The organism is Dyadobacter linearis (assembly GCF_907165045.1).
Taxonomy (GTDB): Bacteria; Bacteroidota; Bacteroidia; order Cytophagales; family Spirosomataceae; genus Dyadobacter; species Dyadobacter linearis.
This window is the reverse complement of record NZ_CAJRAU010000004.1, coordinates 426,507-450,084: the sequence shown is the minus strand read 5'-3', so window position 1 is coordinate 450,084 and position 23,578 is coordinate 426,507. Positions and strand designations below refer to the sequence as shown.

Below are 23,578 nucleotides of genomic sequence, written 5' to 3'. Positions count from 1 at the left end.
TTGTGACGTTGACTTAACAAACTTCAACGTCACAAACTATGAAACTTCACCTCGCCTACGGCTTCTCGCTGGCTATTCTCATTCTCGCGTGCTCTTCCAAAGACACTGATATTTCAGAAGTGCCCGAAATACCTGTTGACGGCATTACCTCAGCCGAAGCTTTTCCTTCACTCAAATTTGATTCTCCTGTCGAGCTCGTGCAGGCTCCCGGCGACAGTTCGAGATTTTATGTAATAGAACAGGAAGGAACCATTCGGACTTTCCCAAATACCTCTAATGTACCCAGCGCGCCGGTTTTTCTGGATATTACAAGCAAAGTGACTTCCGGCGGCGAGCGCGGCCTACTTGGTCTGGCTTTTCATCCGGATTATAAGACAAACGGTTTGGTATTCGTCAATTATACGACCGGTAATCCGTTGAAAACTGTGATCGCGCGGTACAAAGCGAACCCTGCCAGCCACCAGGCTGATCCGGCGAGTGAGGTGATATTGTTTAGTTTCAATCAACCTTATAGCAATCACAATGGCGGCTCCATGCAGTTTGGCAAAGACGGACTGCTCTATATTGCAACTGGCGACGGCGGTAGCGGCGGCGACCCGCAAAATTATGCACAGAACCTGCAAAGTTATCTTGGCAAAATATTGAGGGTAGACGTAAATGCCACTACCAAAGGTAATTATGGCATTCCGGCTGATAATCCCTTTGTCTCAAATGCACAGAATGCGCTTCCTGAAATTTATGCTTATGGACTAAGAAATCCGTGGCGGATCAGTTTTGATATGGAAAATACGAGACTTTTTGCGGGTGATGTAGGGCAAAATGAGAGGGAGGAGATTGATATTATTGTAAAAGGCGGCAACTATGGCTGGCGGCTGAAAGAAGGTACCGACTGTTTTAATCCTGCTTCCAACTGCGCCGGAGAAAATCTGATCGAGCCTATTCATGATTATGTGCAGGGCAATGGAGATCGTTCTGTCACAGGCGGTTATGTGTATCGTGGAAAAGCAATCGCGAGCCTGGCAGGTAAATATATTTATGGTGATTACGTAAGCGGCAAGATCTGGGCGCTTGAAATGGAGGGAGATACTAAAAAAGGGAACACCCTTATTCTGGAAAATCAGGGTTCGATCTCTTCTTTCGGGCAGGATCTAAATGGAGAAGTGTATTTTCTGAATTACAGCGACGGGAAAGTAATGAAGCTGGTCAATGCAAAATAAGTTGAAAAACTGCCCTGTCATTTTATCTTTGCCGGAAATTTAAAAATATAGAAATGTCCAAAGTCCTAATAATTGGTGCGGGAGGTGTAGGTAGTGTAGTGGCGCACAAATGTGCGATGAACAGCCAGGTTTTCACAGAGATTTTACTGGCCAGCCGCACGAAAGCGAAATGCGATAAAATTGCCGCCGAAATTCAGGAAATGCACGGCGTGACCATTCAAACTGCGCAGGTTGATGCAGATATCGTCGCTGAAACGGTGCTTCTGATCAAACGTTTCCAGCCGAAGCTCCTTATCAATGTGGCGCTGCCATACCAGGATCTCACGATCATGGAAGCTTGTCTGGCAACCGGCGTGCACTATTTGGATACAGCCAATTATGAACCGAAAGATGTTGCCAAATTTGAATACAGCTGGCAGTGGGCTTATCAGGAAAGATTTAAAGAAGCTGGATTAATGGCCGTTTTAGGATGTGGCTTTGATCCGGGTGTAACGCAGGTTTTCACTGCATATGCTAACAAGCACCATTTCGACGAAATGCATTACCTGGATATTATCGACTGTAATGCAGGCGATCACGGAAAAGCATTTGCTACTAACTTCAATCCTGAGATCAACATCCGCGAGATCACGCAGCCGGGCCGGTATTGGGAAAATGGTGAGTGGATCGAAATTCCGGCTATGTCCATTCACAAGCCTATCGAATATCCAGGAATCGGACCAAAAGAAAGCTATGTACTTTACCACGAGGAACTTGAATCTTTGGTAAAAAACTTCCCAACCTTGAAACGCGCACGTTTCTGGATGACTTTCGGACAAGCTTATATTACGCATTTGAATGTGCTCGAAAATGTAGGTATGACGAGCATCAAGCCGATCAAATTCCAGGGAATGGACATTGTACCGCTGGAATTTTTGAAAGCAGTATTGCCTGCTCCTGATTCTTTGGGAGAAAATTATTCAGGACAAACTTCAATCGGCTGCCAGATCAAAGGCATTGAAAATGGTGAAGAAAAAACCTATTACGTGTGGAACAACTGCGACCACGCTGAATGCTACCGCGAAGTGCGTGCGCAGGCTGTAAGTTACACCACCGGCGTTCCCGCGATGATCGGCGCAATGCTGATGCTGACGAATGACGAATGGATGAAGCCGGGCGTATATAATGTAGAAGAACTGAATCCCGATCCGTTTATGGATTTGCTCAACCAGCACGGGCTACCGTGGAATGAGCGCATTAATGTGACGCTTCCTCACGAATACTAACAATAAAAAAGAAACGCGGCTCTGGAGCCGCGTTTCTTTTTTATTGTTAACCTTCCATCGTAATCACCGCCCTCGTACAAACTCCCCCGACCGGCGGATTGAATTTGGAGACCCGCACTGTAATGGTGGCAACGAGCGGATATTTCTCTCTTATTTTCTCAATAACATTGAAGCCAATATGTTCCAGCAATTTCGCCGGCTCTTTCATCACGATCGAAGCAATCTGGTAGATCGTTTCGTAGTTCACTGTCTCACTCAATTTATCTTCCTGCGCAGCTTTTATAAAATCGGTCGCGATCGTGATATCAAGCGCATATTTATTTCCTATCCTTTGTTCCTCGGGATAATATCCGTGGTAAGCAAAAAATTCAAGTCCTTCCAGGCTGATTGTTCCCAAGGTGGATTAGATTTGATCAAAGAATGAACCACCGCCGCCTGTTTTCTTAGGCTGATTTGTTTCACGTGGCCTGTTAATAGCTGGCGCAGCTTCTCTTGGTGCGTTATCACGGGTCGCATTCTCGCGGTTGGCATTGTCCCTCGCAGCATTATCTCTCGCTATCTCGGCAGATTTATGCATTTCAGCAAGCGCCTCATTCGCTTCGTCAGCGGCACTTCTTGCGCTTTCTCTCGGTCGGTTGTAAGCTACTTCTTCTACCGGTTCAGGTTCTTCAATTGCATTCAGCTCTTCTTCTTCAAACCGGGCCTCTGGAATTAGTTCAGCTTCTTCGAGTTCAATCTCCGCTGCCGGCTCAGGTTCCTCAACAAAAACTTCTCTCTCGTTGGACACTTCAAAAACTACGTCCGGCTTGTCGTCGTGCATGATTACATTCACTTCCGAATCTGCCTCATCTTCTTCCTGATCCACTTCCAGCTCAACCGGTTTAGCCGCGATCGGGAAAGACTGTTTCTTAGGTATTTCAATCTCCGAGATATGTTGTTTGATCTCTTCCATTTTGTTCAGAACCGATTCCTTATCGTACTTCTGCTCAAAACGTTCGACCGTATCAATCGTATTATTAGCAAGCGAACTCAGCTGTACAATGAGGTTGTCCCTGAAATTTTCGATGGCTTTGAAATCGCGTTCCTGTCTCTTCACTTCCGACGCAAAGTCCTCCTTGAACTGGCGTAATTTATCCTCTGTTTCCTGGATGATCTGATTCGTTCTTGTCTCCGCTTCGGTCACCAGATCATTGGCCGTTGTCTTCGATTCTTCAATGCGTTTTTCCGCGAGTTCGTTGGCTTCTTTCTCGATCAGCCTGCTGGTATCCTCGGCAGCTTTAAGTGTGCGGAATAGCGTGGATTCAATGTCTTTTAGCTTACTAAGTTCCTTTTCAGCATATTCAAGCTGCATTTTCAGCAGGCTATTTTCGCTAGAAAACCGCTCCCATTCCTGAGACAAAGAGTTCAGGAAAGCATCTACTTCGTCCGGGTCGTAACCTCTGAAAATCTTCTCAAAAGTATGCTTGCGTATCTCTATCGCGGATATTTTCATGATGCGTTCAAAGTATGTTACTTAGATAAAAACAGTCGTGTAAGTTAAAGATATATGCGTCATTTTTCAAAGTATTTACCAATAATACCATATTATAAGTATGCTATTCTGCCACTTCCCAGACCGAAATCATACGGTCGTCGCTGCATGATATTAACTGGTTTTCAAAGGTTGTCCAGAGGAGTTTATTGACCGAAGTTCCATGTCCGGCGTGACGCGCGCGGTCGATGATTTTTTTCAGTTTGAAAGTCGCAGCGTCCCAGACTTTCACGGACTTATCCATGCTGCAAGTGGCAAATAATTGCCGGTCGGGACTGAATGCAATATCGTTGATCGCATACATGTGCGCAGGGATGTCGGCGACGATCCCGTAAGCATCATTTACATCCCAGATTTTAAGGTGCGCGTCGCGACCCGTTGTGAACAAATGATTGAAGTCTGGTGAATACTTAACGGAAAACACGGAGTTAGCATGTGAAGTAATTGTCTTTTTTAAAGTAAATCCATCCAGATCGAAAATATGAACGTTGGAATCACTGTCGCCTGTTGCAAATTCATTGGTCACGGGATTGACCGCGATCGAGCGTACACTTTTAGCCGAAACTTTAAGATGCTTGCGGATTGAAAATGTGACAAGATCCATCACGACGATCACGCCGTCGCCCAGGGCGATCAATGCATTGTTACCGAATATCTGAATGTCAAATATCGCCGCAGCCGTTATTTTTGACGTTTTTTCGACCTTATTATTTACAGTATCCAATACCTGAATACCCTCGTAATTCTGCCCGATCCAGAGTGTCTGATCGGCCGAATTCAACGCAAGTGCGTACACGGAAGCGCCGGCGCGGGCGACCAGTTTGCCGAGATCGGGCTTATTTAAATCCCATTGAATAACATAACCATCGCCTCCGGACGAGTAGAAGCCGTGAGAAGTGTGGTCTGAAATAATTGTAAATACACTATCCCGATGACCGGAAAAAGTATCTACTTTGCGTATGTTCATCCTGATAATCGGATAGCGTTAAGTAGTCAAAAATAGGAATTAAACAGAATAACTATGCCGCTCGTTCATTCCGAGAGGATTGGGGAGACTTGCACCCTGCTATTATGGAAACTGACCGAAACGGAATCGGAGCTGCGTGAGACCCTGGGCAACGGGTTCAATTCGGAGGAGCTGAGCAGCATTTCACACCCTCAAAAGATCCGCGAGTGGCTGGCCAGCAGAATGTTGATCAAAGTATTGGTCGAGCAGTTCGGAATTACTTATGCCGGCTTGCACAAAGACCAGCACGGAAAAGCGTTCCTGATCAATAACGATTCGAACATTTCCATCACCCACACTTTCGAATATGTGGCCGTGGCGATCAATCCGTTTGCTGCAGTAGGGATAGATATGGAGAAAAGTGACCCGAAACTCCAACGAACTGCGAACAAGTACCTGTCTGCCAGTGAGTTTGAGCACGCAAAAGACGAGCTACCCAACCTAAGCATCTACTGGTGCGCCAAAGAGGCACTTTACAAAATGTATGGGAAGAAAAAGATCAGCTTCAAGGATTCCATCTACATTCATCCTTTTTCAGTTGACAACCAAATTGTGAGCGGAAAGCTGACCGACGAAGACCTGATCCTGGATTCAAGGATCCACGTGAGATGGTTCGACGGACATTGTCTCGCAATCGCCCTCTGAGCTAATGGTCTTCCATCTCATCAAGCGTCGATTTCAGGATTTTCTCAATTTCCCGGATCTTATCCTGCTCGCTCGTTTTTTCGTAAGATAGTATCAGATTGCGCAGTACGCGCTGCACGATTTCAAGGTTGGTGCAAGGCTGGTAAAATATCTCTTTCGACTTGATATTCAGCTGCGCGATGTAATGATCAATATCGGTTTTCGAGAATATGATCCCGCGATTGAATACATTAATATAGAACTGTGTATTGTCGTTTTTGTAGGTCAATACAAAAAGGTTGGGCAGATTAACTCCATAAACCGGCAGACCCAGCTTCCGGGCAACGAGCAGATAGATCACGCAAAGTGTGATCGGGTTACCTCTCCGGCTTTCGAGCACTACATTGATCATCGAGTTGGAAGGCGAATGGAAATTTTTGGTATTCGCCGCAAAGTTCATTGTCCCAAAAAACAGACTATTGATCCGTTTGATCTGGTCCACCGCATTCATTTCTTCCTGGAATTGTATCCATATATCATAATAAAGCTGCTCAATCGACGCTTTCAGTTTTTCAATCGAAAGATCAGGATAGTGGTAGGTGGCGATGATCCACATTCCTTCCAGCAGATCGAGTGCGCCGCCGTTTTTCCAGGCCTGCAAACGCTCGATCATAATGCTCAATTGAAGCTCGTGGATCAGTTCTTCAATTTTCCGCTGCACAATGGGATTGAAACTTTCCTCCCATTCATTCTCCAAAAAAGGTATTACGTTCCCCCCCAATGACAGAATTTTACCCTCAACGTGCTGACTCACTTCATGATCTTCATCATCAAGTAAGGATATCAGTGCTTTGATTTCTCTCTTGTTCATTTTCCTCAAATCTGCATTTAACTACCAACGGATAAATAAAAACATTTTTTTTTTATAGAAGTCAAATTTTCTACTTTTGCCCGGGAAAAAATTGCGCCTCCTTAAAGTCAGTTTTATTAGTTATCATACCCGAAATTCCTTTTTGTTGTAAAATTTAAGGGATTTGGAAAGACATTCATTTCACGATATTTTTTAAAAAACTAGATTTTGGGCATGAAAATTCTTGTTACCGGGGGAGCTGGGTTCATAGGCTCTCATACTGTTGTTGAGCTGGACAAAGCAGGGTTTGAGCCCGTTATTATAGATAATCTGTACAATTCGAACCTCGGCGTTCTCGAAGGTATCAAGCAGATCACCGGCAAGGATTTCCCTTTCTACGAAATGGACTGCAACGATCCCGAGAAAGTACGGGCGCTTTTTGCAAAAGAGAAGTTCGACGGTGTGATCCATTTCGCTGCCTATAAAGCAGTTGGAGAATCGGTAGAAAAACCGCTTAACTATTACGAAAACAACCTCATTTCCCTGATGGTCCTATTGCGGGCGATGACGGAATTTAATGTACCAAATTTCGTATTCTCCTCTTCCTGCACCGTTTACGGTCAACCTGACGCTATTCCGGTAACCGAACAAACCCCAAGAAAGCCCGCCAATTCACCTTACGGAAATACGAAGGCGATCGGAGAAGATATTATTCGTGACTATATCTATGCCAAGCCCGGCGTAAAAGCAATATCCCTTCGTTACTTCAATCCGATCGGGGCGCACGAAAGCGCATTGATCGGCGAACTGCCAAATGGCGTTCCGAGTAACCTGGTACCATTTATCACCCAAACAGCCGCCGGCCTTCGTCCATCACTTACCGTTTTCGGAAGCGACTATGATACTGCCGACGGAACCTGTATCCGGGACTTTATCCACGTGGTAGACCTGGCGAAAGCGCACGTAAAAGCATTGGAGCTGCTCGAATCGGAAAGCGGACCTGACTATTACGATGTTTTCAATGTGGGAACTGGCGAAGGCTACACGGTACTGCAACTGATCAACACATTCGAGCAGGTAAATGGTGTGAAGCTTAACTATTCGATCGGGCCGCGCCGCGAGGGAGATGTGGAGAAGATTTACGCACAATCAGATAAAGTCAATAATGTAATGAAGTGGCGTGCCGAAAAAACCATGGCCGAAGCACTTCGCGATGCCTGGAAGTGGCAATTAAAAATAACAGCTCAATAAATGAAAAAGATCTTAATCACAGGCGGCGCCGGTTTTATCGGCTCTCACGTTGTACGCCGCTTCGTAACCTCCCATCCTGACTATCATATTTACAACCTCGACGCGCTCACTTACGCAGGCAATCTTGAAAACCTGCGGGATATTGAAAATGCGCCTAATTATACTTTTGTAAAAGGAGATATTGTTGACGCTGATTTTATTGAAAAGCTTTTCAGCGAAAACGATTTTCACGGCGTGGTTCACCTTGCAGCCGAAAGCCACGTTGACCGTTCGATCTCGGATCCGATGTCGTTTGTGATGACGAATGTGGTTGGAACTGTCAATCTTCTGAACTCCGCCAAAAAAGCGTGGAAAGACGATCTCGCAAGCCACCGTTTCTACCATGTTTCTACGGATGAAGTATACGGCGAGCTGCACGATCCGGGGACGTTTTTCACTGAAACAACCAGCTACGACCCGCGTTCACCCTATTCAGCTTCAAAAGCGTCTTCTGACCACTTTGTGCGGGCTTACCATAATACTTACAAGCTTCCAGTTGTTATTTCAAATTGCTCCAATAACTACGGCCCAAACCATTTTCCTGAAAAGCTGATTCCGCTGATGATCCACAATATCATCCAGAAAAGACCACTTCCGGTTTACGGAAAAGGCGAAAATATCCGGGACTGGCTTTTTGTTGAAGACCACGCAAGAGCAATCGACGTGATTTTCCATGACGGCGTGAATGGCGAAACTTATAATATCGGCGGCCACAACGAATGGAAGAACATTGACCTAGTATTGCTGCTTTGCTCCATCATGGACGAGAAACTCGGCCGCGAAAAAGGTGAAACCGAAAAGCAGATCACTTACGTAACCGACCGCGCGGGCCACGATCTGCGCTATGCGATCGACGCTACAAAACTTTCGAACGAACTGGGCTGGAAACCTTCCCTTCAATTCGCAGAAGGTCTGGAAAGAACGGTAGACTGGTATCTTCAAAACGAGGAGTGGCTGGATAACGTAACCTCAGGTTCTTACCAGAAATACTATACCGAAATGTATTCGGACAGGTAGTCGGTACTGCGCGTCCCGTACAAAAGATACTCCAACGTTTCACAACGAAAACAAACTTATGAAAGGCATTATATTGGCCGGCGGATCCGGAACCAGATTGCACCCATTAACATTGGCGGTTAGTAAGCAGCTTATGCCCGTTTACGACAAGCCGATGATCTATTATCCGCTTTCCATTCTGATGCTGGCGGGAATTCGTGAGATTCTGATCATTTCAACCCCACACGATCTCCCGCATTTCGAAAAGTTGCTGGGTGACGGAAGCCGGCTTGGATGCGAATTCACCTACGCCGTACAGCCTAGCCCTGACGGACTTGCACAGGCATTTATCATCGGTGAGGAATTTATTGGCAAAGAAAAAGTTGCTTTGATTCTCGGTGATAACATTTTCTACGGCTCGGGACTTTCGCAGCTTCTTCAATCCAACAATGATCCCGACGGCGGCGTCATATTCGCTTATCAGGTACATGATCCTGAACGCTACGGTGTTGTGGAATTTGACAAATCAAATAATGTATTGTCAATTGAAGAAAAACCGGTAACGCCAAAGTCAAACTACGCGGTACCAGGACTGTATTTCTATGATAACGATGTAGTCGAGATAGCGAAAACAATACCACCATCACCACGTGGAGAACTGGAAATTACAGACGTAAATCGGGTGTACCTGGAACGCGGCAAATTGAAAGTTGGTGTATTAAACAGAGGAACTGCCTGGCTAGATACCGGCACTTTCCAATCGTTAATGCAAGCTGGTCAGTTTGTGCAGGTTATCGAAGAGCGCCAGGGCTTGAAGGTCGGTTGCATTGAGGAGATCGCTTACAGAATGGGCTTTATTAATGCAGACCAGTTACGCGAAATTGCCAAGCCGCTCGTTAAAAGCGGGTATGGTACCTATCTTGAACGCATTGTTGCAAACAGCTGAAAACGCTGATTTTTGCATTTGTCCGGACAAATAAATGAAGTTTTTGGCAGAGGAAATAGAGGAGTATTCCGTGATGCATACGGAAAATGAGAGTGACTTGCTGAGGTCTTTGAATCGGGAGACCCACGCCAACATTCTCAATCCTCGCATGCTCTCGGGACATTTACAGGGCCGGTTTTTATCCATGATTTCTAAAATGATCAGGCCTGACCGGATCCTGGAAATCGGAACCTACACGGGTTACTCGGCACTTTGCCTTTGTGAAGGATTGCAACCCGGCGGTAAGATCACCACCATTGACATCAATGAAGAGCTCGAAACTTTTACCCGTAAATTTTTCGAAAGCACTTCTTTTTCAACTTCGATCGAATATATAATCGGGAATGCCCTGGACATACTTCCGGGGCTTCACGATACTTTTGACCTGGTATTCATCGATGCGGATAAAATTAATTATTCTTCTTATTTTGAGCTTTGTCTTGAAAAGGTCAGGAGCGGCGGTTTCATTATAGCCGACAATGTACTGTGGAGCGGAAAGGTAGTTCAGCCCGGTATTAAAATAGACAAAGACACCCAGGCGTTACTGGACTTTAACAAAATGGTCCACGAAGACAGCCGGGTTTCCAATATTCTGCTCCCGATCCGGGACGGTTTAATGATACTTCAGAAAATTTAAGCACACCAGTAAGCCAAGTACCAAACATTTATGGCCAGAACTTTCATTAATAACATCAAGTACTTAACAGCCGCATTGCTTCTGTCACTGACTGTGACAAACGCAGTATTTGCGCAAACTCCCGAAATCCCAGCCAGCGTTTCATTTGGTGGTATAACCGTCAAATTTGACAGAAATGCACAAAACCTGATCGAAGAGGATGTTAAGAGCCTGATGAGTAACAAGAAATTTTGGGAAGAAAAAATGGATCGGGCAATACTTCACTTTCCTATCGTGGAGGGAATATTGATGGATGAAGAGGTACCTATTGACTTCAAATATCTGGCAGTTCAGGAAAGCTCATTCCGCCCGGATGTCATATCTACATCAAATGCAGTGGGTTACTGGCAATTCAAACCGGAAACTGCACGTGAATTGAACTTGAGAGTGGATGATACGATCGACGAAAGAAAGAATATCAGCGCCTCGACACACGCAGCGGCGTGGTACCTGAAAAAAAATAACCAGCAGTTTAATAACTGGGTCACAACACTTTACTCCTATTACCAGGGTGCGGGTGGTGTAAAAAAAATTATCCCTGCGAGCTGGGCTTATGCCCGGGAAGTAACGCTGACGTCTAAAACAGACCGGTATATGCTCCGCTTCTTTGCGCACAAAATTGCATTGGAAGCGGGTATTGAGCGCTACAAATCTGCCAGTGCGTATGTATTAATGGAGTCGGACTTCGGTAAAGGCAAAACGCTGGACGAAGTAGCGAGCTCACTGGGTATTCCTGCAATAGAGTTGAAAAATTACAACAGGTGGCTGGCCGATGGCAAGATACCGTCAGATCGGGAGTATCTTCTGACAATCCCCGTTCCTACCGCTCAGGTAGCGGCTGTTCGTGAAAAGCTATCTTTGCCTCCACAACAAACTGCGGTGGCGTCTGTATATGAAGATACCGGCTATCCTGTACTGAAAAGAACATCGCCGCCTTCCCAAAGTCCTGCATTGTATGAGATCAACGGGCTAAAAGGTATAGAGGCTACGCCGGGCTCCAAGCCAAAAACACTTGCAAAGGCAGGAGGAATGCGGGCACCGAAATTTATGCGGTACAATGATATGCAGGCTGAAATGCAGCTTATCCCCGGAAAAGTTTACTATCTGGCCCGAAAGCATAAAAAAGCATCCACCCCATTCCACACAGCACGGCCGGGAGATACCTGGCATAGCGTATCACAGCAATATGGTCTGCGCCTGGTAAATCTTTTGAAATACAACCGCACAACCAGCCGCAACTATCCTATTGAAACGGGGCAGGTATTATTCCTGACAAAAAAACGTCCAAAGAAACAGCCGATCGAAATTATCGCTCCCCCGCAAGCTACTCCTCCCGTGAAAAAGGATTCAGTGGTTGCTGTGGTTACGGAGAAAACGCCGGTTACTGCTGCTAATACGATTCCTGATAAACCGTCGGGGCGGAAAAAATACACGCCGGTATTGGTTGAAAAAACAGAAGCAGCTGCTCCTGCTGAAACCAGAACCGCCGAGCCAGCCGCCTCCATTCCCGTACCTTCGGTGAGTGCTGCGGTACCTTCCGTAGCTGTCGGCGGATCGGCCGAGGCTGCCAAAAAGCCGGCAATGGTGGAAAATGACGAACGGGTCGTGATCATTACACAAGACTCTGAGGATACTTCCTTTAAATCAGTTGAAGAAGAGCGGCCGGTTGCAAAGGCGGGTTCGCCTTCGAAAGTAATTACACCAAATGAGACCCGCAGTACTGCTGCTTCAACCTCTGTATATGCTCGCCAGCGGGCGGCTGCGGAAGAAAGAGCTGCAAGGGAACGAGCTGCCGGCACTTCATCTTCCGAAGTGAGTACAAGTGCTCAAACACATACAGTTGTGTCAGGCGATACCTATTTTGGAATAGCCAGTAAATACAATTTATCATTGAGAGAACTTCTCGAATTGAACAACAGAAGCAGCCAGACGCGCCTTTCGACCGGACAAAAACTGATCGTCGGCAAAGCAGGTCAGGAAACAGCGGTTGTTAATGAGACAGTTGCGGCTAAAACTGCTCCTGAAAGATCAGCTCCTGAGAAAATCGAAGTAACGCGCACTGCACCAGCGGAAACTTTCCGGACTCCCGAGGAGGTAAAAGAGCAAACAAGACGTTCGGTAAATCCTGAGAGTGAATTTCATATTGTTGAGGGCGGCCAAACGTTTTACAGTATTTCAAAGGCATATGGTCTTTCGGTGAAAGAGCTGCTGGAATTGAATAACCTGGGCAATTCTGACAGATTAAAGTCGGGGCAGCGCCTGAAAGTGAAGCGGGAAGCAGGTAACCCGTCGACTGACGAGCGGGTGAACCAGAGCATTAGCAGGGGCGCTCAGACGCACACGGTTGCGGCAGGCGAAACGCTTTTCAGAATTGCGCAAACTTACCGCACCAATATTGAAGACATCAAGAAATTAAACAATATGTCCGGAAACAGTGTTATGGTTGGACAAAAGCTTAAAATACCTCAGCAGTAGGAAATATGATTTTAATTGATCACACCTGTATCAGTGATGATATCGAAGACCAGCTCTTTGTTTGCAATCTTGAAAAATGCAAAGGCGCTTGTTGTGTTGAAGGAGATTCGGGTGCTCCGCTGGATGAAGCAGAAGTAGCAATCCTGGATGAAATTTATCCGATGGTAGAACCCTATCTTTCGGAAGAAGGCAAAAAGGCAATTGCGGAACAAGGTACGTCCACACAAGACTTCGACGGCGATTTCGTCACTCCTATTATTGACGGCCGCGAATGCGCTTATGCAATTTATGACCAAAAAGGCATTTTGAAATGTGGAATCGAGGCCGCATATCTTGACGGAAAAATTGGTTACAAAAAGCCGATTTCCTGCCACTTATATCCGATCAGAGTAACTAAATACGACGAATTTCACGCGCTTAACTACGACCGCTGGTCAATATGCAGCCCGGCCTGTGACTTGGGTAAGCAACTTGGCGTACCGGTTTATCAATTTTTGAAAGAGCCGCTGATCCGTGCTTATGGGCCTGAATGGTATGGTCAACTCAGCCGCGAGATCGACGAACGTCAGGACGCAAGAGCGAATGAAAAAGGATAATGCATTTTTCAATGACGTATATGATGTAGTTCGTCAGATTCCTGCCGGCCGCGCTACCTCCTATGGTGCGATTGCCAAATACCTCGGCAATAACAGAGGCGCCAGGATTGTAGGCTGGGCAATGGGCAGCAGCTATACCCACCAGGATATTCCGGCACATCGGGTGGTGAATAGCCAGGGCGAGCTAAGCGCCAGGGCACTTTTTGAAACTCCTACAACCATGCAGGAAAGGCTGGAAAGCGAGGGCGCTACAATCAAAAACCATAAGATCCAGAATTGGAAGGAATACTTCTGGGATCCTGAGAAGGAGTTATTATAAACGAAAAAATCCTGGCTGAGTAAGTCAGGATTTTTTCGTTCTGCAAAGATCACATTACAGCAATGAGATCGTTTTTTCGCTGCTGCTTTCTATCTGCACTTCTTTGATCAGTTTTTTGCTTTTGTTATGCATTTCAAAATAATAAGTCCCGTCCTGCATTTCGTCAAGGTTGAATACCCTGCGGTATTTTGAGTTGCTGTCCTCGAATACCTCCGAGTAATATACATTTCCTACCTTGTCTTTCACAACTACCTTTATCCTGTCATTCGGGCTTTTGTTTACAGATAGTCTTACCTTGTTAGTATCCGAAATTCTGTAAAGGCCAGCGTCGAAAGCTACTGCATTCGCTTCTTTTTCTTCGAGATTTTTTTTCTTGTCAGTTGTAAATGATGCAAGTGACAAAGTGAGCGCAATGGCGCAGAACAGGTTTGATACGATTGAAATTTTCATGGCTAATAGCTATTTAAAGTTGGTACCATACATCTGCATGGTTGACCTCATACTAAAAAAGCACGTGCCACTTTTTAAATTTCTAGTCTACATTCCAGAAGAATTCCTCCTTAATTTATTGATTTATAGATACTTAAAATTAATCCTCGTATCTCAAATGCTGCCTGCAAGACTTTTTGATTCTGTTCGGTAGCGAACAATCAATTTAAAAGCGAACGTTTGAAAAGGTTACAGCAAATCTTAAATTTATTCTCTGCCGCCTTGCACCGGAGACCATTTTAGTGATAGCCAGCAGGCTATTTAGCTGAGGTGTAGCGGTCAGCATTTACATGTCTCGAATCGCGCAGCAGCCAAAGACCGGTGAATGTAATGAGCCCGTTGATAATCAGCCTTTCAAAACCGAACTTGTAACCGTTGAACCATTCTGCCGAGTGATCATTGATAATATAAGTCAATATCGGCGCAAGAATGCATACTAATGGTACCCAGCGATCTTTCACCTGTGTTTTCAGGAATGCTCCGAAGGCAAAAAGTCCGAGCAGCGGCCCATAGGTGTAGCCTGCCAGATCGAATACTGCGGTGATCACTTCCTTGTTATTGAGGCGGTTAAAGATTAGAATCACCAGATAGAATATCACTGAGAACATGATGTGGACCCAAAACTTGATCGTAGATCTTTTCTCCTCGGGCCTCTTCTCAATTTCCATAAAATCAATGCAAAAAGCGGTAGTCAATGCGGTGAGCGCGGAATCGGAGCTGGCGTAAGTGGCGGCCGTGATTCCGAGCAGGAAAGTAATCCCCACAACCAGGCCAAGATGATTTAAAGCAAGCATCGGGTAAAAATCGTCCGTTCTCGCTGTAGCCGGAATACCCTGCGCTTCTGCATATACGTAAAGCAGCGCACCGAGTGAGAGGAACAGGAAATTGACGATTACCAAAACCACTGTAAACCAGAACATATTCTTCTGCGCCTCGCCAATATTCTTGCAGGTAAGGTTCTTCTGCATTAGATCCTGGTCAAGCCCGGTCATCACAATGGCTATAAATACGCCGGCAAAAAACTGTTTGAAGAAGTTCTTCGGATCATTAATATCCCAATAGAAAATGCGCGAATATTTACTGGTGTCCACAGCATTCCAGATATCGCCTATTCCTTTGAGATTCAATTCCTTGGAAACTAGAACAATTGTTAGAATTACAGCTGTGATCAGGAAAAAGGTTTGAAGTGTATCTGTGACGATGATCGTTTTCACCCCGCCTTTAAAAGTATAGATCCAGATCAGGAAAATGGTGATCGCTACCGCCACTTCGAAGGGGACGCCAAGTGGCTTGAAAAGTGCCAACTGCAATACCTGCGCAGCGACATATAACCTTACTGCTGAACCGATTGTGCGTGATAGGAGAAAAAAACCGGAGCCTGTTTTATAAGACCAAAAACCAAAACGCTGTTCGAGATAAGAATAGATAGAGATCAGATTGAGCCGGTAATAAAGCGGCATTAACACGGTACCGATCACCAGATAGCCCAGAATATAGCCGATAACTACCTGAAAATAGGAAAACTGAATATTGGCGACAGCCCCCGGAACCGAAACGAACGTTACCCCCGAAAGCGAAGTCCCGATCATCCCGAAAGCCACCAGGTACCAAGGCGACTGGCGATTTGCGGTAAAAAAAGTATTGGTATCCGCCCCCCTGGAAGTGTAGATCGACACTGTAATCAGCATTCCGAAATAGACAATCAGGATAACCAGCGAAATATAGGGATTCATCAAAAGGGGAGATTTGGATTAGTGGGGTGTTGTATTAAAAGCCGCAGTACTTCTAATAATCTGCGTTTTTAATTAGATTTGCTAATCAAACAGAAATTTGGTTGTTATGCAAGCGATGACGGAAACAGACGTAGAAATTCTGGAAGAAACGGTTGTCACCGACATTAAAAAGCTTATTATTTATAATGACGATGTGAACACTTTCGACTGGGTAATAGATACATTGGTCGAGGTATGCGGGCACACCAGCGAGCAGGCCGAACAATGTACGATCATCATTCACTACAAAGGAAAATGCTCGGTTAAAGAAGGGGCTTTTGACGAGCTCACGGGAATGCGGAACGAAATCTGCCGGAGAGGAATTTCAGCCGAAATTCATTGATCGGCCCGACAGGCACGCTTCTTTTTCTCCCCGGGGTATTGTTTCCAGATTATCCCGTTCCATCAAACGTCCTTTAAATTCTCATGAATTATCCCTCGCGCCTGATAGAGGATGCTGTAAATGAAATCTCCCGACTTCCCGGAATTGGTAAGAAAACTGCGCTGAGGCTGGCATTACATTTGCTTAAGAGAGAAGAAGAGCAAACCCGGTCGCTGTCGGAGGCGATTGTGAATATGCGTACCAAAACTACTTACTGTGTGAAATGCCACAATATTGCGGATGAAATGTACTGCAATATCTGTGCAAACCCCAAGCGAGACCGCACTACGATTTGCGTCGTGGTCGACACGAGGGACGTTCTGGCGATAGAATCTACCAATCAATATAAAGGGCTTTACCACGTACTCGGCGGTATTATTTCGCCGCTGGAAGGCATCGGGCCTGCTGATCTGAATATAGACTCGCTGGTAAATAGGGTGGAGAAGCCGGCGGAAGAGGAAGGTGTTCAGGAAATTATTCTGGCATTAAGTCCGACGATGGAAGGTGATACCACTGCTTTTTATTTACAAAAAAAGCTAAAATCAACAGGCGTTAAAATGAGTACCATTGCGCGTGGCGTGCCCATCGGCGGCGATCTTGAATATGCCGATGAAATTACGCTGGGCCGGAGTATCATAAGTCGGGTGGCTTATGATTGATTTAATAACAATTTCAATTGTATCGTTATGAATAGAACAGATTTTTTGCGGACACTCGCGGGCGGCACGATCGCTGCGGGAGCATTTGCTAACCAGACATTTGCAGGTAGTCCAAATACAATACTTGCGGAAACCGCACCATTTAAGCAGGCGCCACTTCCTTACGATTTCGGCGCATTGGAACCGAGTATTGATAAAATGACGATGGAAATCCATTATGGGAAGCATCATGCGGCGTATGTGAAAAATTTGAACGACGCAGTTAAAGGAACTGAATACGAGAAAAAGTCGCTGGAAGATATTCTTAAGTCGGCAGGCAAAGCGCCGGCTGCTATCCGGAACAATGGTGGCGGGCACTGGAACCACACTTTCTTTTGGGAAGTAATGGGGCCCAAAAAAGCAGCAGCACCGACAGGCGCGGTAGCTGACGCGATCAACGCACAATTCGGTTCTATGGATAAAATGAAGGAAGAATTCGCAAAAGCGGCAACCACAAGATTCGGCTCAGGCTGGGCGTGGCTGGTTGCAAACGGCGGGAAGCTTTCCATCGGCTCAACACCAAACCAGGATAATCCGTTAATGGACGTATCCGACATCAAAGGAACACCAATCCTGGCACTTGACGTGTGGGAACACGCCTACTACCTGCACTATCAAAACAAAAGACCAGATTATATTAAGGCTTTCTGGGATGTGGTGAACTGGGAGAAGGTCGCTGCTAACATGAAGAAAGCTTAGAAGGGGACGAAAGGGAGGAAGGGAGGAAGGGAGGATGGAGGAAAGGGAGAAAAGGGACAATACAAAATGTTTTCCTTCCTCCGTTCCTCCTTCCTCCCTTTTTTCCTGTTCCTCCCTTCAATTACAAAACGACGCAATTACCTTGTAAGCCTGCTGGTAACCTAGCTCGCCGGCTTTGCTTAGGTCCATGCAACCTTCGTTTACCTGACCAAGGCTGTTTTTTAGAATTCCCCGGAGGTAATAGGCTTCTGGATAATCAGACCGTAGTTTTATTGAGCTGCTGAAATCCAGTACTGCTCCCATTTGGTCGCCGCTCGCGGAACGGATCATGGCGCGGGAAAAGTACGCACTTGAATAGGTCGGGTTCAGTTCGACGGCAGTTGTCATATCCTGCAATGCGCTTTTTGTGTCCCCTACTTTCGCTTTGTTCATCCCTCTGATATAGTAAGCTTCGGCACGCTCGTTGGTTAGATTATCTATCTTAACAGGCTGCTGAACCTGATCACGCAGCTCTTCCAGCTTTTCTTTGTTAATTTTTCCAGCATAGACAATCTTCTTAGGATCACCTACATAAGGATTTTTTAGTTCGATTGATTTTGTCAGATCAGCTATCGCGCCGCGTTGATCGTTTAGCCTGCCTTTGGAAAACCCTCTCCCATAATATGCCAGGAAATTGTCCGGGCTGAGCTGTATTGTTTTGTCGAAGTCGATGATCGCTCCCGTGAAATCTTCCAGTTTATTTTTGGCAAAACCCCGGTTTGCGTAAAGCTCACTGTCATTCGGACTGAGTTCGATTGCGCGTGTAAAATCCGCACTGGCACCCTGGTAATCACCTAATTGGAGCTTAGCTAGTCCGCGACCGGCATAAGCTCCTGTTCTTTTTGGACTTAACTCGATTACTCTCGTAAAATCGGCGAGGCTGCCAGCATATTCCTGCAAATCCTGCTTACAATTTCCTCTGGCGTAAAGGGCCGCCAACTCGTCGGGGTTGAGAGATAAGGCGCGGTCCAGATCCGTCAGTGCATTGCGGTGATTTTTGAGTTTTGCATAGCTCACACCTCGGTTATAATAGGTTTTTGGTTCTTCGGGATTGATCTCGATTGCTTTTGTATAGTCTTCGATCGCTGCGCGGAAATCATCCTGCAAACTTTTGCTTACTCCCCTGCTTTGGTAATACAGCGATTCTTTGGGATTAAGCTCAATGGCGCGGTCGTAATCGAGAATAGCGCCGCGGTGGTCTTTGAGGTTTGCTTTTGCGAGACCTCTGTTGAAGTAGCTGGGGGCATGTTCGGGGCTCATTGCTATTACCGAGGAATAGGCCTGCAAAGCACCGTTGAAATCTCCGGTCCCGGCCTTTGTATTTCCTTCTTCGAAAAATTCGGCTGCTGAACGCTGGGCAAAGGTGGGAAATGAGAGGGTAAGCGCAACTAAAAACGCAATGGCAGATACTAAGACTTTCATGAATGTAAACCGTTTCCTCAAATCAGAAATTTTTCTATTATTCTATAAAAGTATTCAAATTCCTTCTCTGCATCAAAAAAACAAATACCCTTATTTTCCAGCGCTTTCTTAGACCAGTTTCTTAGAATATCCCTACATTTATGTTTCCCACGAACTGGACATTTTTCATTTTACCAAACCATTTTATGACCGGAAGCTTCAAGAAACTACTTCTCGCAGGGCTGATTATCGTAGCTGCGTTAGCTGTTTATTTCGCTTTTCTGAAACCCGGCGATTCTCCGCAGATAGCAAGTGAAGGTGAGATGCCGCCGCTGGAAGAAGATACGTCCGTTTACCTATCTTCAATGAATGACCTGAAAGGCAACCAGGTATCGATGGCCCAGGATAAGCTGATATTTGTAAATGTATGGGCAACCTGGTGCGGCCCGTGCAATATGGAAATGCCTGGTATCCAGAAACTTTACGACAAATACAAGGAGCACGAAAAAGTAGCTTTTTATATTATCTCGGACGAAGATGCCGAAACTGTCAACCCGTTTATTGCGCGCAAGGGATATAACTTGCCCTTTTTTCAATATGCCGGACCTTATCCCCCCGCTCTTGACGGCAATGCAATTCCGCGTACTTATATCATTTATAATGGAAAGATATTAGCGCAGGAAATAGGTGCTTCGAAATGGGACAGGCCTGAAATTATTGAACTGATCGAAAAGCAGCTTGCGCAGATCTGACAGCCTTATCTGATACCCCTATAATGCAAAAAGGCGCTGGATCCAGCGCCTTTTTGCATTATATTATTTGGCTAAAACTTATTCTACAACAAAGCTACCTTTCATCAGTGCATAGTGCCCTGGGAAGCTGCAAATGTAAGTGTAAGTACCTTTTGCAGGAGCTGTGAATTCGATTGTATCGCTTTCTCCGCCACCAACTAGTTTGGTATGCGCGATCACGCTTGCTTTTTCAGATGCAGGAATGTACTCAGTTTCTCTCGCAGCAGCTGCTTTTGAACCGAATGTAGCAACATCAACACCTGGCTTCAACAATACCCAGTTATGGCCCATTGCCGCTTTCGCAAGCTTACCTGAGTGTGTCAGGGTCAACTTCACTTTCTGGCCAGCTTTCACTTTGATCTCTTTCAGGTCAAACTGCATTGCGTCACTTCCTTTGATGACAATCGTTTTAACTTGCTTAGCATCGTTTACCTCTGTGCCGGCAGGAACTTTTGCTTGAACAGGGCTCGTAGTAACTGCTCCAAAAGCCAAAACTGCGGCAAGAAGCATTACGCCATACTTAGTCGTTTTCATATTCTGAGTATTAGTGTACTTGTTTAATTAAATTTAACCTCCGCAATTTACTACACGAGTTTTTAAAAATACAATCCATTAACATTTGTTTGATAAACAATCATTCAGAAGAGTATTTTGTACTGATCGCGCACTGCCCTGCCTACGCATATCACCGAAAGGACCATCATATAATGGTTAATGTCGACCGGGTCCATCGGGATCGGCAAATTGCCTGACTTTGTCGATAAGGCTAGTAACATCATTGAAAAAACAGCCCACAAGGCACTTTTTTGTCTGTTGGCCAAACCCACACAGGAAATCAGCAAGGTGACCAGAATGCACAGGGATTTGATGATCAGTCCCACATATTCGACGCGAAACCAGGTAATGCAATAGAAAAGCAGGATTCCCAGCGCGATGGTTGAGGTCAATAGAAAGTTTCCGCCCTCGTACCGCATGATGAGGCACCAGGCGCCGGAGACGAGGCAAAGCGCGCCGAGTGTCATTTCTCCGGCGATTACTATTTCATGCACGTTTTCCAAACTCTCAACTCCTGCAAATACCAGTAAATCAGTGAGCGCAACGAAGGATATACTAAAAAGGAATATCCCCCAAAGCCACCTTGTGACGGGCGGCTGGCTTTTGAAATACCTGAAAAAAATGAACAGACTGGTGAAGCTTAAAACGAGGTTAGAAAATATATGAGGACTGCTAAGTATATCCATAAACACGCGTCATATAATCGAAAAAAGCAATTTACAAATTCTGGTTACATTTTGCTACTTCGTGCTTTTCGTTCTACTTTTACCAAAAAAACTGATTTACCAACATGAGCGTTTTAGTTAATAAAAATTCTAAGATTATAGTTCAGGGATTTACCGGTTCGGAAGGGTCTTTTCACGCCCAGCAGATGATAGAATATGGTACCAATGTCGTAGGTGGAGTTACTCCTGGTAAAGGCGGACTTTCTCATTTGGAAAGACCTGTATTCAACACCGTCGATCAGGCTGTTCGTTCTACCGGAGCTGACGTGGCTATCATTTTCGTTCCACCGGCATTCGCCGCTGACGCAATCATGGAATCTGCTGATGCTGGTATCGGCGTAATTGTTTGTATCACCGAAGGTATCCCAACCAAGGATATGATGCAGGCAAAAGAATATATCAAAAACAAAAATTGCCGCTTGATCGGACCTAACTGTCCTGGCGTTATTACTGCCGAAGAATGCAAAGTGGGTATTATGCCAGGCTTTATTTTCAAAAAAGGAACTGTGGGACTGGTCTCTAAATCAGGTACGTTAACTTACGAAGCAGTTGATCAGCTAACCCGTGCAGGATTGGGACAAACAACAGCGATCGGTATCGGCGGTGACCCTATTATTGGTACTACTACTAAAGAAGCGGTTGAGCTTTTGATGAACGATCCTGAGACTGAGGCGATTGTAATGATCGGTGAAATCGGCGGAAGCATGGAAGCAGATGCAGCTAACTATATCAAATCAACTGGTAACAAAAAACCTGTTGTAGGTTTCATCGCTGGACAAACTGCTCCAAAAGGACGCAGAATGGGCCACGCCGGTGCAATTATCGGTGGAGCTGATGATACAGCTGAGGCTAAGATCAGAATTATGAAGGAATCAGGGATTTTTGTAGCTGAGTCGCCAGCATTGATCGGCGAAACGATGTTACTTGCCCTGGGAAGGAAATAATACTTACTTACGATATATTTTTTAAGAGGGCTGAGGAAACTCCGCCCTTTTATTCTTATGAGGTCCATATTCACACCATTCTTTTGGGCTTTCTTCACAGCATTACTGTTCCTGGGCACTTTTTCCAGGAGCGCGCCAAAAATTACACCTCCCGAGCGTTTCTTTCCCGTTTATAATTATGAAAATGACTGGCTGGTTTACAGCGATCAGTATAAGAATTACGTCCCATTTTCTCCGGGCGTAAACGAAGGAACCAGATCAGCGAGTTTATATATTGATCTGGTCAAAAACAGGAGGTACTTTCTATTACTCACATCCGATACAGAAAGCTATCTTTTTGTAGAAGGTGCGCTGCAAAACCGCATTGAGGGAAATTCGTGGCAGGAACTCAGTATTGACAGTCTTTTCAAAATTTATAAAAAAGACGAACTGCTCGTCACGATTTACGGCAGCGAGGGTGTTGCTGATAAAATTGCCCTATTGTGCAACAAAAAAAAAACAAATGAGGCGATCGGGCTCAACACATCCCGGCCCAATTTCATCAACATCAAACCCATTTCCTTTACCCCGTTCGGTAACTTCGCGGTGATCGCTTTGGTATTGATCCTGATATTAAATGCCTGGATCTTTAACCTTAATCCGTTGTCGTTTCTCCGTTTGATAAATCCTATCGAGTTTTTCAACAGCGACCCGCGGGACCAGGTTTCCAAAATCAACAAACCTTACAGTAATACAATAATTTTCTTTGCGCTCATTACTGCAATGTGGATGGGCTTTGTACTTGTGTTTCTGTCGAGCAACAGGCTTAACTTGTTTTCAGTAAACAACATACTATCTGAAAAACCGAACACTTTGCTTATTCTGGGGGACTTTTTAATACTTACCACGATATTCTTCATACTCACTTACGTCAAATACATATTCATGCTGCTTGCGGGTAATATGCTCAATCTCGACAAACAGGTGGATACCATATTCATCAAAATAATACAATCCTCGTATATGTTTTACGGAGCATTGTTTTTGATTGTATTTACTGTGAGTTTCAATCGCGCAACCTGGATTGGGGATATGCGGCCCTACATTCTCCTCCCCTTCCTGTTCTTCTATTTTGCCCGTTTCGTTGCGCTCTACGTGGTTACTAAGCCCCCCGGCGCGTTGATTAATCTCTATTTATTTTCTTACCTTTGCGTCATTGAAATAATCCCGCTCATCGTTAGTATGAAATTTGCCCTATAACTAATAATGATGAG

25 protein-coding genes are annotated in these 23,578 nt (G+C 45.3%); 16 read left to right on the top strand and 9 right to left on the bottom strand.

What is annotated here, in order from left to right; translation table 11 throughout:
* The first annotated feature begins 38 nt into the window (after positions 1-38).
* Both KOD92_RS16550 and KOD92_RS16545 read left to right on the top strand, forming a co-directional pair.
* A complete protein-coding gene (locus KOD92_RS16550; protein WP_215234687.1) occupies positions 39-1,217 on the top strand; it encodes a PQQ-dependent sugar dehydrogenase in 1,179 nt (392 codons plus the stop codon).
* Positions 1,218-1,231: 14 nt separating this feature from the next.
* Positions 1,232-2,482 (top strand): saccharopine dehydrogenase family protein, encoded by a 1,251-nt coding sequence (locus tag KOD92_RS16545; RefSeq protein ID WP_255567392.1) that lies wholly within the window; start codon positions 1,232-1,234, stop codon positions 2,480-2,482.
* 46 nt (positions 2,483-2,528) lie between these two features.
* Here KOD92_RS16545 and folB read toward each other — a convergent pair whose 3' ends face one another.
* The 3 genes from folB to KOD92_RS16530 all read right to left on the bottom strand — a co-directional run bounded on the left by folB (position 2,529) and on the right by KOD92_RS16530 (position 4,980).
* Positions 2,529-2,879 (bottom strand): dihydroneopterin aldolase, encoded by a 351-nt coding sequence (folB, locus tag KOD92_RS16540; protein ID WP_215234685.1) that lies wholly within the window; start codon positions 2,877-2,879, stop codon positions 2,529-2,531.
* A 6-nt stretch (positions 2,880-2,885) separates the two neighbouring features.
* Positions 2,886-3,974: a DivIVA domain-containing protein gene (locus tag KOD92_RS16535; protein WP_215234684.1), complete on the bottom strand. Its 1,089-nt coding sequence runs from the start codon at positions 3,972-3,974 to the stop codon at positions 2,886-2,888.
* A gap of 103 nt (positions 3,975-4,077) precedes the next feature.
* Entirely contained in the window at positions 4,078-4,980 is a 903-nt protein-coding gene (locus KOD92_RS16530) for a WD40 repeat domain-containing protein (protein ID WP_215234683.1), read from the bottom strand.
* A 54-nt stretch (positions 4,981-5,034) separates the two neighbouring features.
* Here KOD92_RS16530 and KOD92_RS16525 point away from each other — a divergent pair, with 54 nt between their 5' ends.
* Entirely contained in the window at positions 5,035-5,664 is a 630-nt protein-coding gene (locus KOD92_RS16525) for a 4'-phosphopantetheinyl transferase family protein (protein WP_215234682.1), read from the top strand.
* 1 nt (position 5,665) lies between these two features.
* Here the strand turns inward: KOD92_RS16525 and KOD92_RS16520 are convergent, their stop codons facing one another.
* A complete protein-coding gene (locus KOD92_RS16520) occupies positions 5,666-6,514 on the bottom strand; it encodes a transglutaminase-like domain-containing protein (protein WP_215234681.1) in 849 nt (282 codons plus the stop codon).
* A 213-nt stretch (positions 6,515-6,727) separates the two neighbouring features.
* Between KOD92_RS16520 and galE the strand changes: the two genes are divergently transcribed.
* The 7 genes from galE to KOD92_RS16485 are packed head-to-tail and all read left to right on the top strand — an operon-like array spanning position 6,728 to position 13,830.
* Complete coding sequence (gene galE / locus KOD92_RS16515; protein WP_215234680.1) at positions 6,728-7,744, top strand: UDP-glucose 4-epimerase GalE; 1,017 nt, start codon at positions 6,728-6,730, stop codon at positions 7,742-7,744.
* The gene (rfbB, locus tag KOD92_RS16510; RefSeq protein WP_215234679.1) at positions 7,745-8,800 is read left to right on the top strand and encodes a dTDP-glucose 4,6-dehydratase; all 1,056 of its coding nucleotides are present in this window, start codon (positions 7,745-7,747) and stop codon (positions 8,798-8,800) included. It begins immediately after the preceding gene.
* Between the two features lie 58 nt (positions 8,801-8,858).
* The gene (gene rfbA / locus KOD92_RS16505; RefSeq protein ID WP_215234678.1) at positions 8,859-9,725 is read left to right on the top strand and encodes a glucose-1-phosphate thymidylyltransferase RfbA; all 867 of its coding nucleotides are present in this window, start codon (positions 8,859-8,861) and stop codon (positions 9,723-9,725) included.
* Positions 9,726-9,759: 34 nt separating this feature from the next.
* Positions 9,760-10,401 carry an O-methyltransferase gene (locus KOD92_RS16500; RefSeq protein WP_215234677.1) on the top strand — a complete coding sequence of 214 codons (642 nt, stop codon included), beginning with the start codon at positions 9,760-9,762 and terminating at the stop codon, positions 10,399-10,401.
* A 30-nt stretch (positions 10,402-10,431) separates the two neighbouring features.
* Positions 10,432-12,915: a LysM peptidoglycan-binding domain-containing protein gene (locus KOD92_RS16495; protein ID WP_215234676.1), complete on the top strand. Its 2,484-nt coding sequence runs from the start codon at positions 10,432-10,434 to the stop codon at positions 12,913-12,915.
* Positions 12,916-12,920: 5 nt separating this feature from the next.
* On the top strand, positions 12,921-13,511 hold the full coding sequence (locus KOD92_RS16490; RefSeq protein ID WP_215234675.1) for a DUF3109 family protein: 591 nt from the start codon (positions 12,921-12,923) through the stop codon (positions 13,509-13,511).
* Positions 13,498-13,830 carry an MGMT family protein gene (locus KOD92_RS16485; protein WP_215234674.1) on the top strand — a complete coding sequence of 111 codons (333 nt, stop codon included), beginning with the start codon at positions 13,498-13,500 and terminating at the stop codon, positions 13,828-13,830. Before KOD92_RS16490 ends, KOD92_RS16485 begins: the two co-directional genes overlap by 14 nt.
* 54 nt (positions 13,831-13,884) lie before the next feature.
* On the opposite strand, the gene KOD92_RS16480 is transcribed toward KOD92_RS16485, so the two are convergent.
* Both KOD92_RS16480 and KOD92_RS16475 read right to left on the bottom strand, forming a co-directional pair.
* Positions 13,885-14,280: a hypothetical protein gene (locus KOD92_RS16480; protein WP_215234673.1), complete on the bottom strand. Its 396-nt coding sequence runs from the start codon at positions 14,278-14,280 to the stop codon at positions 13,885-13,887.
* Positions 14,281-14,576: 296 nt separating this feature from the next.
* Positions 14,577-16,052, bottom strand: coding sequence for a sodium:solute symporter (locus KOD92_RS16475; RefSeq protein ID WP_215234672.1), 1,476 nt, complete (start codon positions 16,050-16,052; stop codon positions 14,577-14,579).
* Between the two features lie 106 nt (positions 16,053-16,158).
* Between KOD92_RS16475 and KOD92_RS16470 the strand changes: the two genes are divergently transcribed.
* The 3 genes from KOD92_RS16470 (at position 16,159) to KOD92_RS16460 (ending at position 17,870) form a co-directional block, all read left to right on the top strand.
* A complete protein-coding gene (locus KOD92_RS16470) occupies positions 16,159-16,434 on the top strand; it encodes an ATP-dependent Clp protease adaptor ClpS (RefSeq protein ID WP_215234671.1) in 276 nt (91 codons plus the stop codon).
* Between the two features lie 83 nt (positions 16,435-16,517).
* Positions 16,518-17,132, top strand: a complete 615-nt coding sequence (gene recR / locus KOD92_RS16465) for a recombination mediator RecR (protein ID WP_215234670.1) — start codon at positions 16,518-16,520, stop codon at positions 17,130-17,132.
* A gap of 27 nt (positions 17,133-17,159) precedes the next feature.
* Positions 17,160-17,870: a superoxide dismutase gene (locus KOD92_RS16460; protein WP_215234669.1), complete on the top strand. Its 711-nt coding sequence runs from the start codon at positions 17,160-17,162 to the stop codon at positions 17,868-17,870.
* Positions 17,871-17,987: 117 nt separating this feature from the next.
* On the opposite strand, the gene KOD92_RS16455 is transcribed toward KOD92_RS16460, so the two are convergent.
* Positions 17,988-19,331 (bottom strand): tetratricopeptide repeat protein, encoded by a 1,344-nt coding sequence (locus KOD92_RS16455; protein ID WP_215234668.1) that lies wholly within the window; start codon positions 19,329-19,331, stop codon positions 17,988-17,990.
* A 185-nt stretch (positions 19,332-19,516) separates the two neighbouring features.
* On the opposite strand from KOD92_RS16455, the gene KOD92_RS16450 reads away from it, so the two are divergent.
* Positions 19,517-20,062, top strand: coding sequence for a TlpA family protein disulfide reductase (locus KOD92_RS16450; RefSeq protein ID WP_215234667.1), 546 nt, complete (start codon positions 19,517-19,519; stop codon positions 20,060-20,062).
* A gap of 78 nt (positions 20,063-20,140) precedes the next feature.
* Here KOD92_RS16450 and azu read toward each other — a convergent pair whose 3' ends face one another.
* Together azu and KOD92_RS16440 are read right to left on the bottom strand one after the other, a co-directional pair.
* Entirely contained in the window at positions 20,141-20,635 is a 495-nt protein-coding gene (gene azu / locus KOD92_RS16445) for an azurin (RefSeq protein ID WP_215234666.1), read from the bottom strand.
* A gap of 104 nt (positions 20,636-20,739) precedes the next feature.
* A complete protein-coding gene (locus KOD92_RS16440; protein WP_215234665.1) occupies positions 20,740-21,342 on the bottom strand; it encodes a hypothetical protein in 603 nt (200 codons plus the stop codon).
* Positions 21,343-21,446: 104 nt separating this feature from the next.
* Here KOD92_RS16440 and sucD point away from each other — a divergent pair, with 104 nt between their 5' ends.
* Together sucD and KOD92_RS16430 are read left to right on the top strand one after the other, a co-directional pair.
* Entirely contained in the window at positions 21,447-22,325 is an 879-nt protein-coding gene (sucD, locus tag KOD92_RS16435; protein WP_149640931.1) for a succinate--CoA ligase subunit alpha, read from the top strand.
* A 57-nt stretch (positions 22,326-22,382) separates the two neighbouring features.
* The gene (locus KOD92_RS16430) at positions 22,383-23,564 is read left to right on the top strand and encodes a DUF4271 domain-containing protein (protein WP_215234664.1); all 1,182 of its coding nucleotides are present in this window, start codon (positions 22,383-22,385) and stop codon (positions 23,562-23,564) included.
* Positions 23,565-23,578 lie beyond the last annotated feature (14 nt).

Bases quoted from the DNA above. Each gene is read 5' to 3' on its own strand.
- KOD92_RS16550 (WP_215234687.1), top strand. From the start codon at position 39: ATGAAACTTCACCTCGCCTACGGCTTCTCGCTGGCTATTCTCATTCTC.
- KOD92_RS16535 (WP_215234684.1), bottom strand. From the start codon at position 3,974: ATGAAAATATCCGCGATAGAGATACGCAAGCATACTTTTGAGAAGATT.
- KOD92_RS16530 (WP_215234683.1), bottom strand. From the start codon at position 4,980: ATGAACATACGCAAAGTAGATACTTTTTCCGGTCATCGGGATAGTGTA.
- KOD92_RS16525 (WP_215234682.1), top strand. From the start codon at position 5,035: ATGCCGCTCGTTCATTCCGAGAGGATTGGGGAGACTTGCACCCTGCTA.
- KOD92_RS16520 (WP_215234681.1), bottom strand. From the start codon at position 6,514: ATGAACAAGAGAGAAATCAAAGCACTGATATCCTTACTTGATGATGAA.
- galE (WP_215234680.1), top strand. From the start codon at position 6,728: ATGAAAATTCTTGTTACCGGGGGAGCTGGGTTCATAGGCTCTCATACT.
- rfbB (WP_215234679.1), top strand. From the start codon at position 7,745: ATGAAAAAGATCTTAATCACAGGCGGCGCCGGTTTTATCGGCTCTCAC.
- rfbA (WP_215234678.1), top strand. From the start codon at position 8,859: ATGAAAGGCATTATATTGGCCGGCGGATCCGGAACCAGATTGCACCCA.
- KOD92_RS16500 (WP_215234677.1), top strand. From the start codon at position 9,760: ATGAAGTTTTTGGCAGAGGAAATAGAGGAGTATTCCGTGATGCATACG.
- KOD92_RS16495 (WP_215234676.1), top strand. From the start codon at position 10,432: ATGGCCAGAACTTTCATTAATAACATCAAGTACTTAACAGCCGCATTG.
- KOD92_RS16490 (WP_215234675.1), top strand. From the start codon at position 12,921: ATGATTTTAATTGATCACACCTGTATCAGTGATGATATCGAAGACCAG.
- KOD92_RS16485 (WP_215234674.1), top strand. From the start codon at position 13,498: ATGAAAAAGGATAATGCATTTTTCAATGACGTATATGATGTAGTTCGT.
- KOD92_RS16480 (WP_215234673.1), bottom strand. From the start codon at position 14,280: ATGAAAATTTCAATCGTATCAAACCTGTTCTGCGCCATTGCGCTCACT.
- KOD92_RS16475 (WP_215234672.1), bottom strand. From the start codon at position 16,052: ATGAATCCCTATATTTCGCTGGTTATCCTGATTGTCTATTTCGGAATG.
- KOD92_RS16470 (WP_215234671.1), top strand. From the start codon at position 16,159: ATGCAAGCGATGACGGAAACAGACGTAGAAATTCTGGAAGAAACGGTT.
- recR (WP_215234670.1), top strand. From the start codon at position 16,518: ATGAATTATCCCTCGCGCCTGATAGAGGATGCTGTAAATGAAATCTCC.
- KOD92_RS16460 (WP_215234669.1), top strand. From the start codon at position 17,160: ATGAATAGAACAGATTTTTTGCGGACACTCGCGGGCGGCACGATCGCT.
- KOD92_RS16455 (WP_215234668.1), bottom strand. From the start codon at position 19,331: ATGAAAGTCTTAGTATCTGCCATTGCGTTTTTAGTTGCGCTTACCCTC.
- KOD92_RS16450 (WP_215234667.1), top strand. From the start codon at position 19,517: ATGACCGGAAGCTTCAAGAAACTACTTCTCGCAGGGCTGATTATCGTA.
- azu (WP_215234666.1), bottom strand. From the start codon at position 20,635: ATGAAAACGACTAAGTATGGCGTAATGCTTCTTGCCGCAGTTTTGGCT.
- KOD92_RS16440 (WP_215234665.1), bottom strand. From the start codon at position 21,342: ATGGATATACTTAGCAGTCCTCATATATTTTCTAACCTCGTTTTAAGC.
- sucD (WP_149640931.1), top strand. From the start codon at position 21,447: ATGAGCGTTTTAGTTAATAAAAATTCTAAGATTATAGTTCAGGGATTT.
- KOD92_RS16430 (WP_215234664.1), top strand. From the start codon at position 22,383: ATGAGGTCCATATTCACACCATTCTTTTGGGCTTTCTTCACAGCATTA.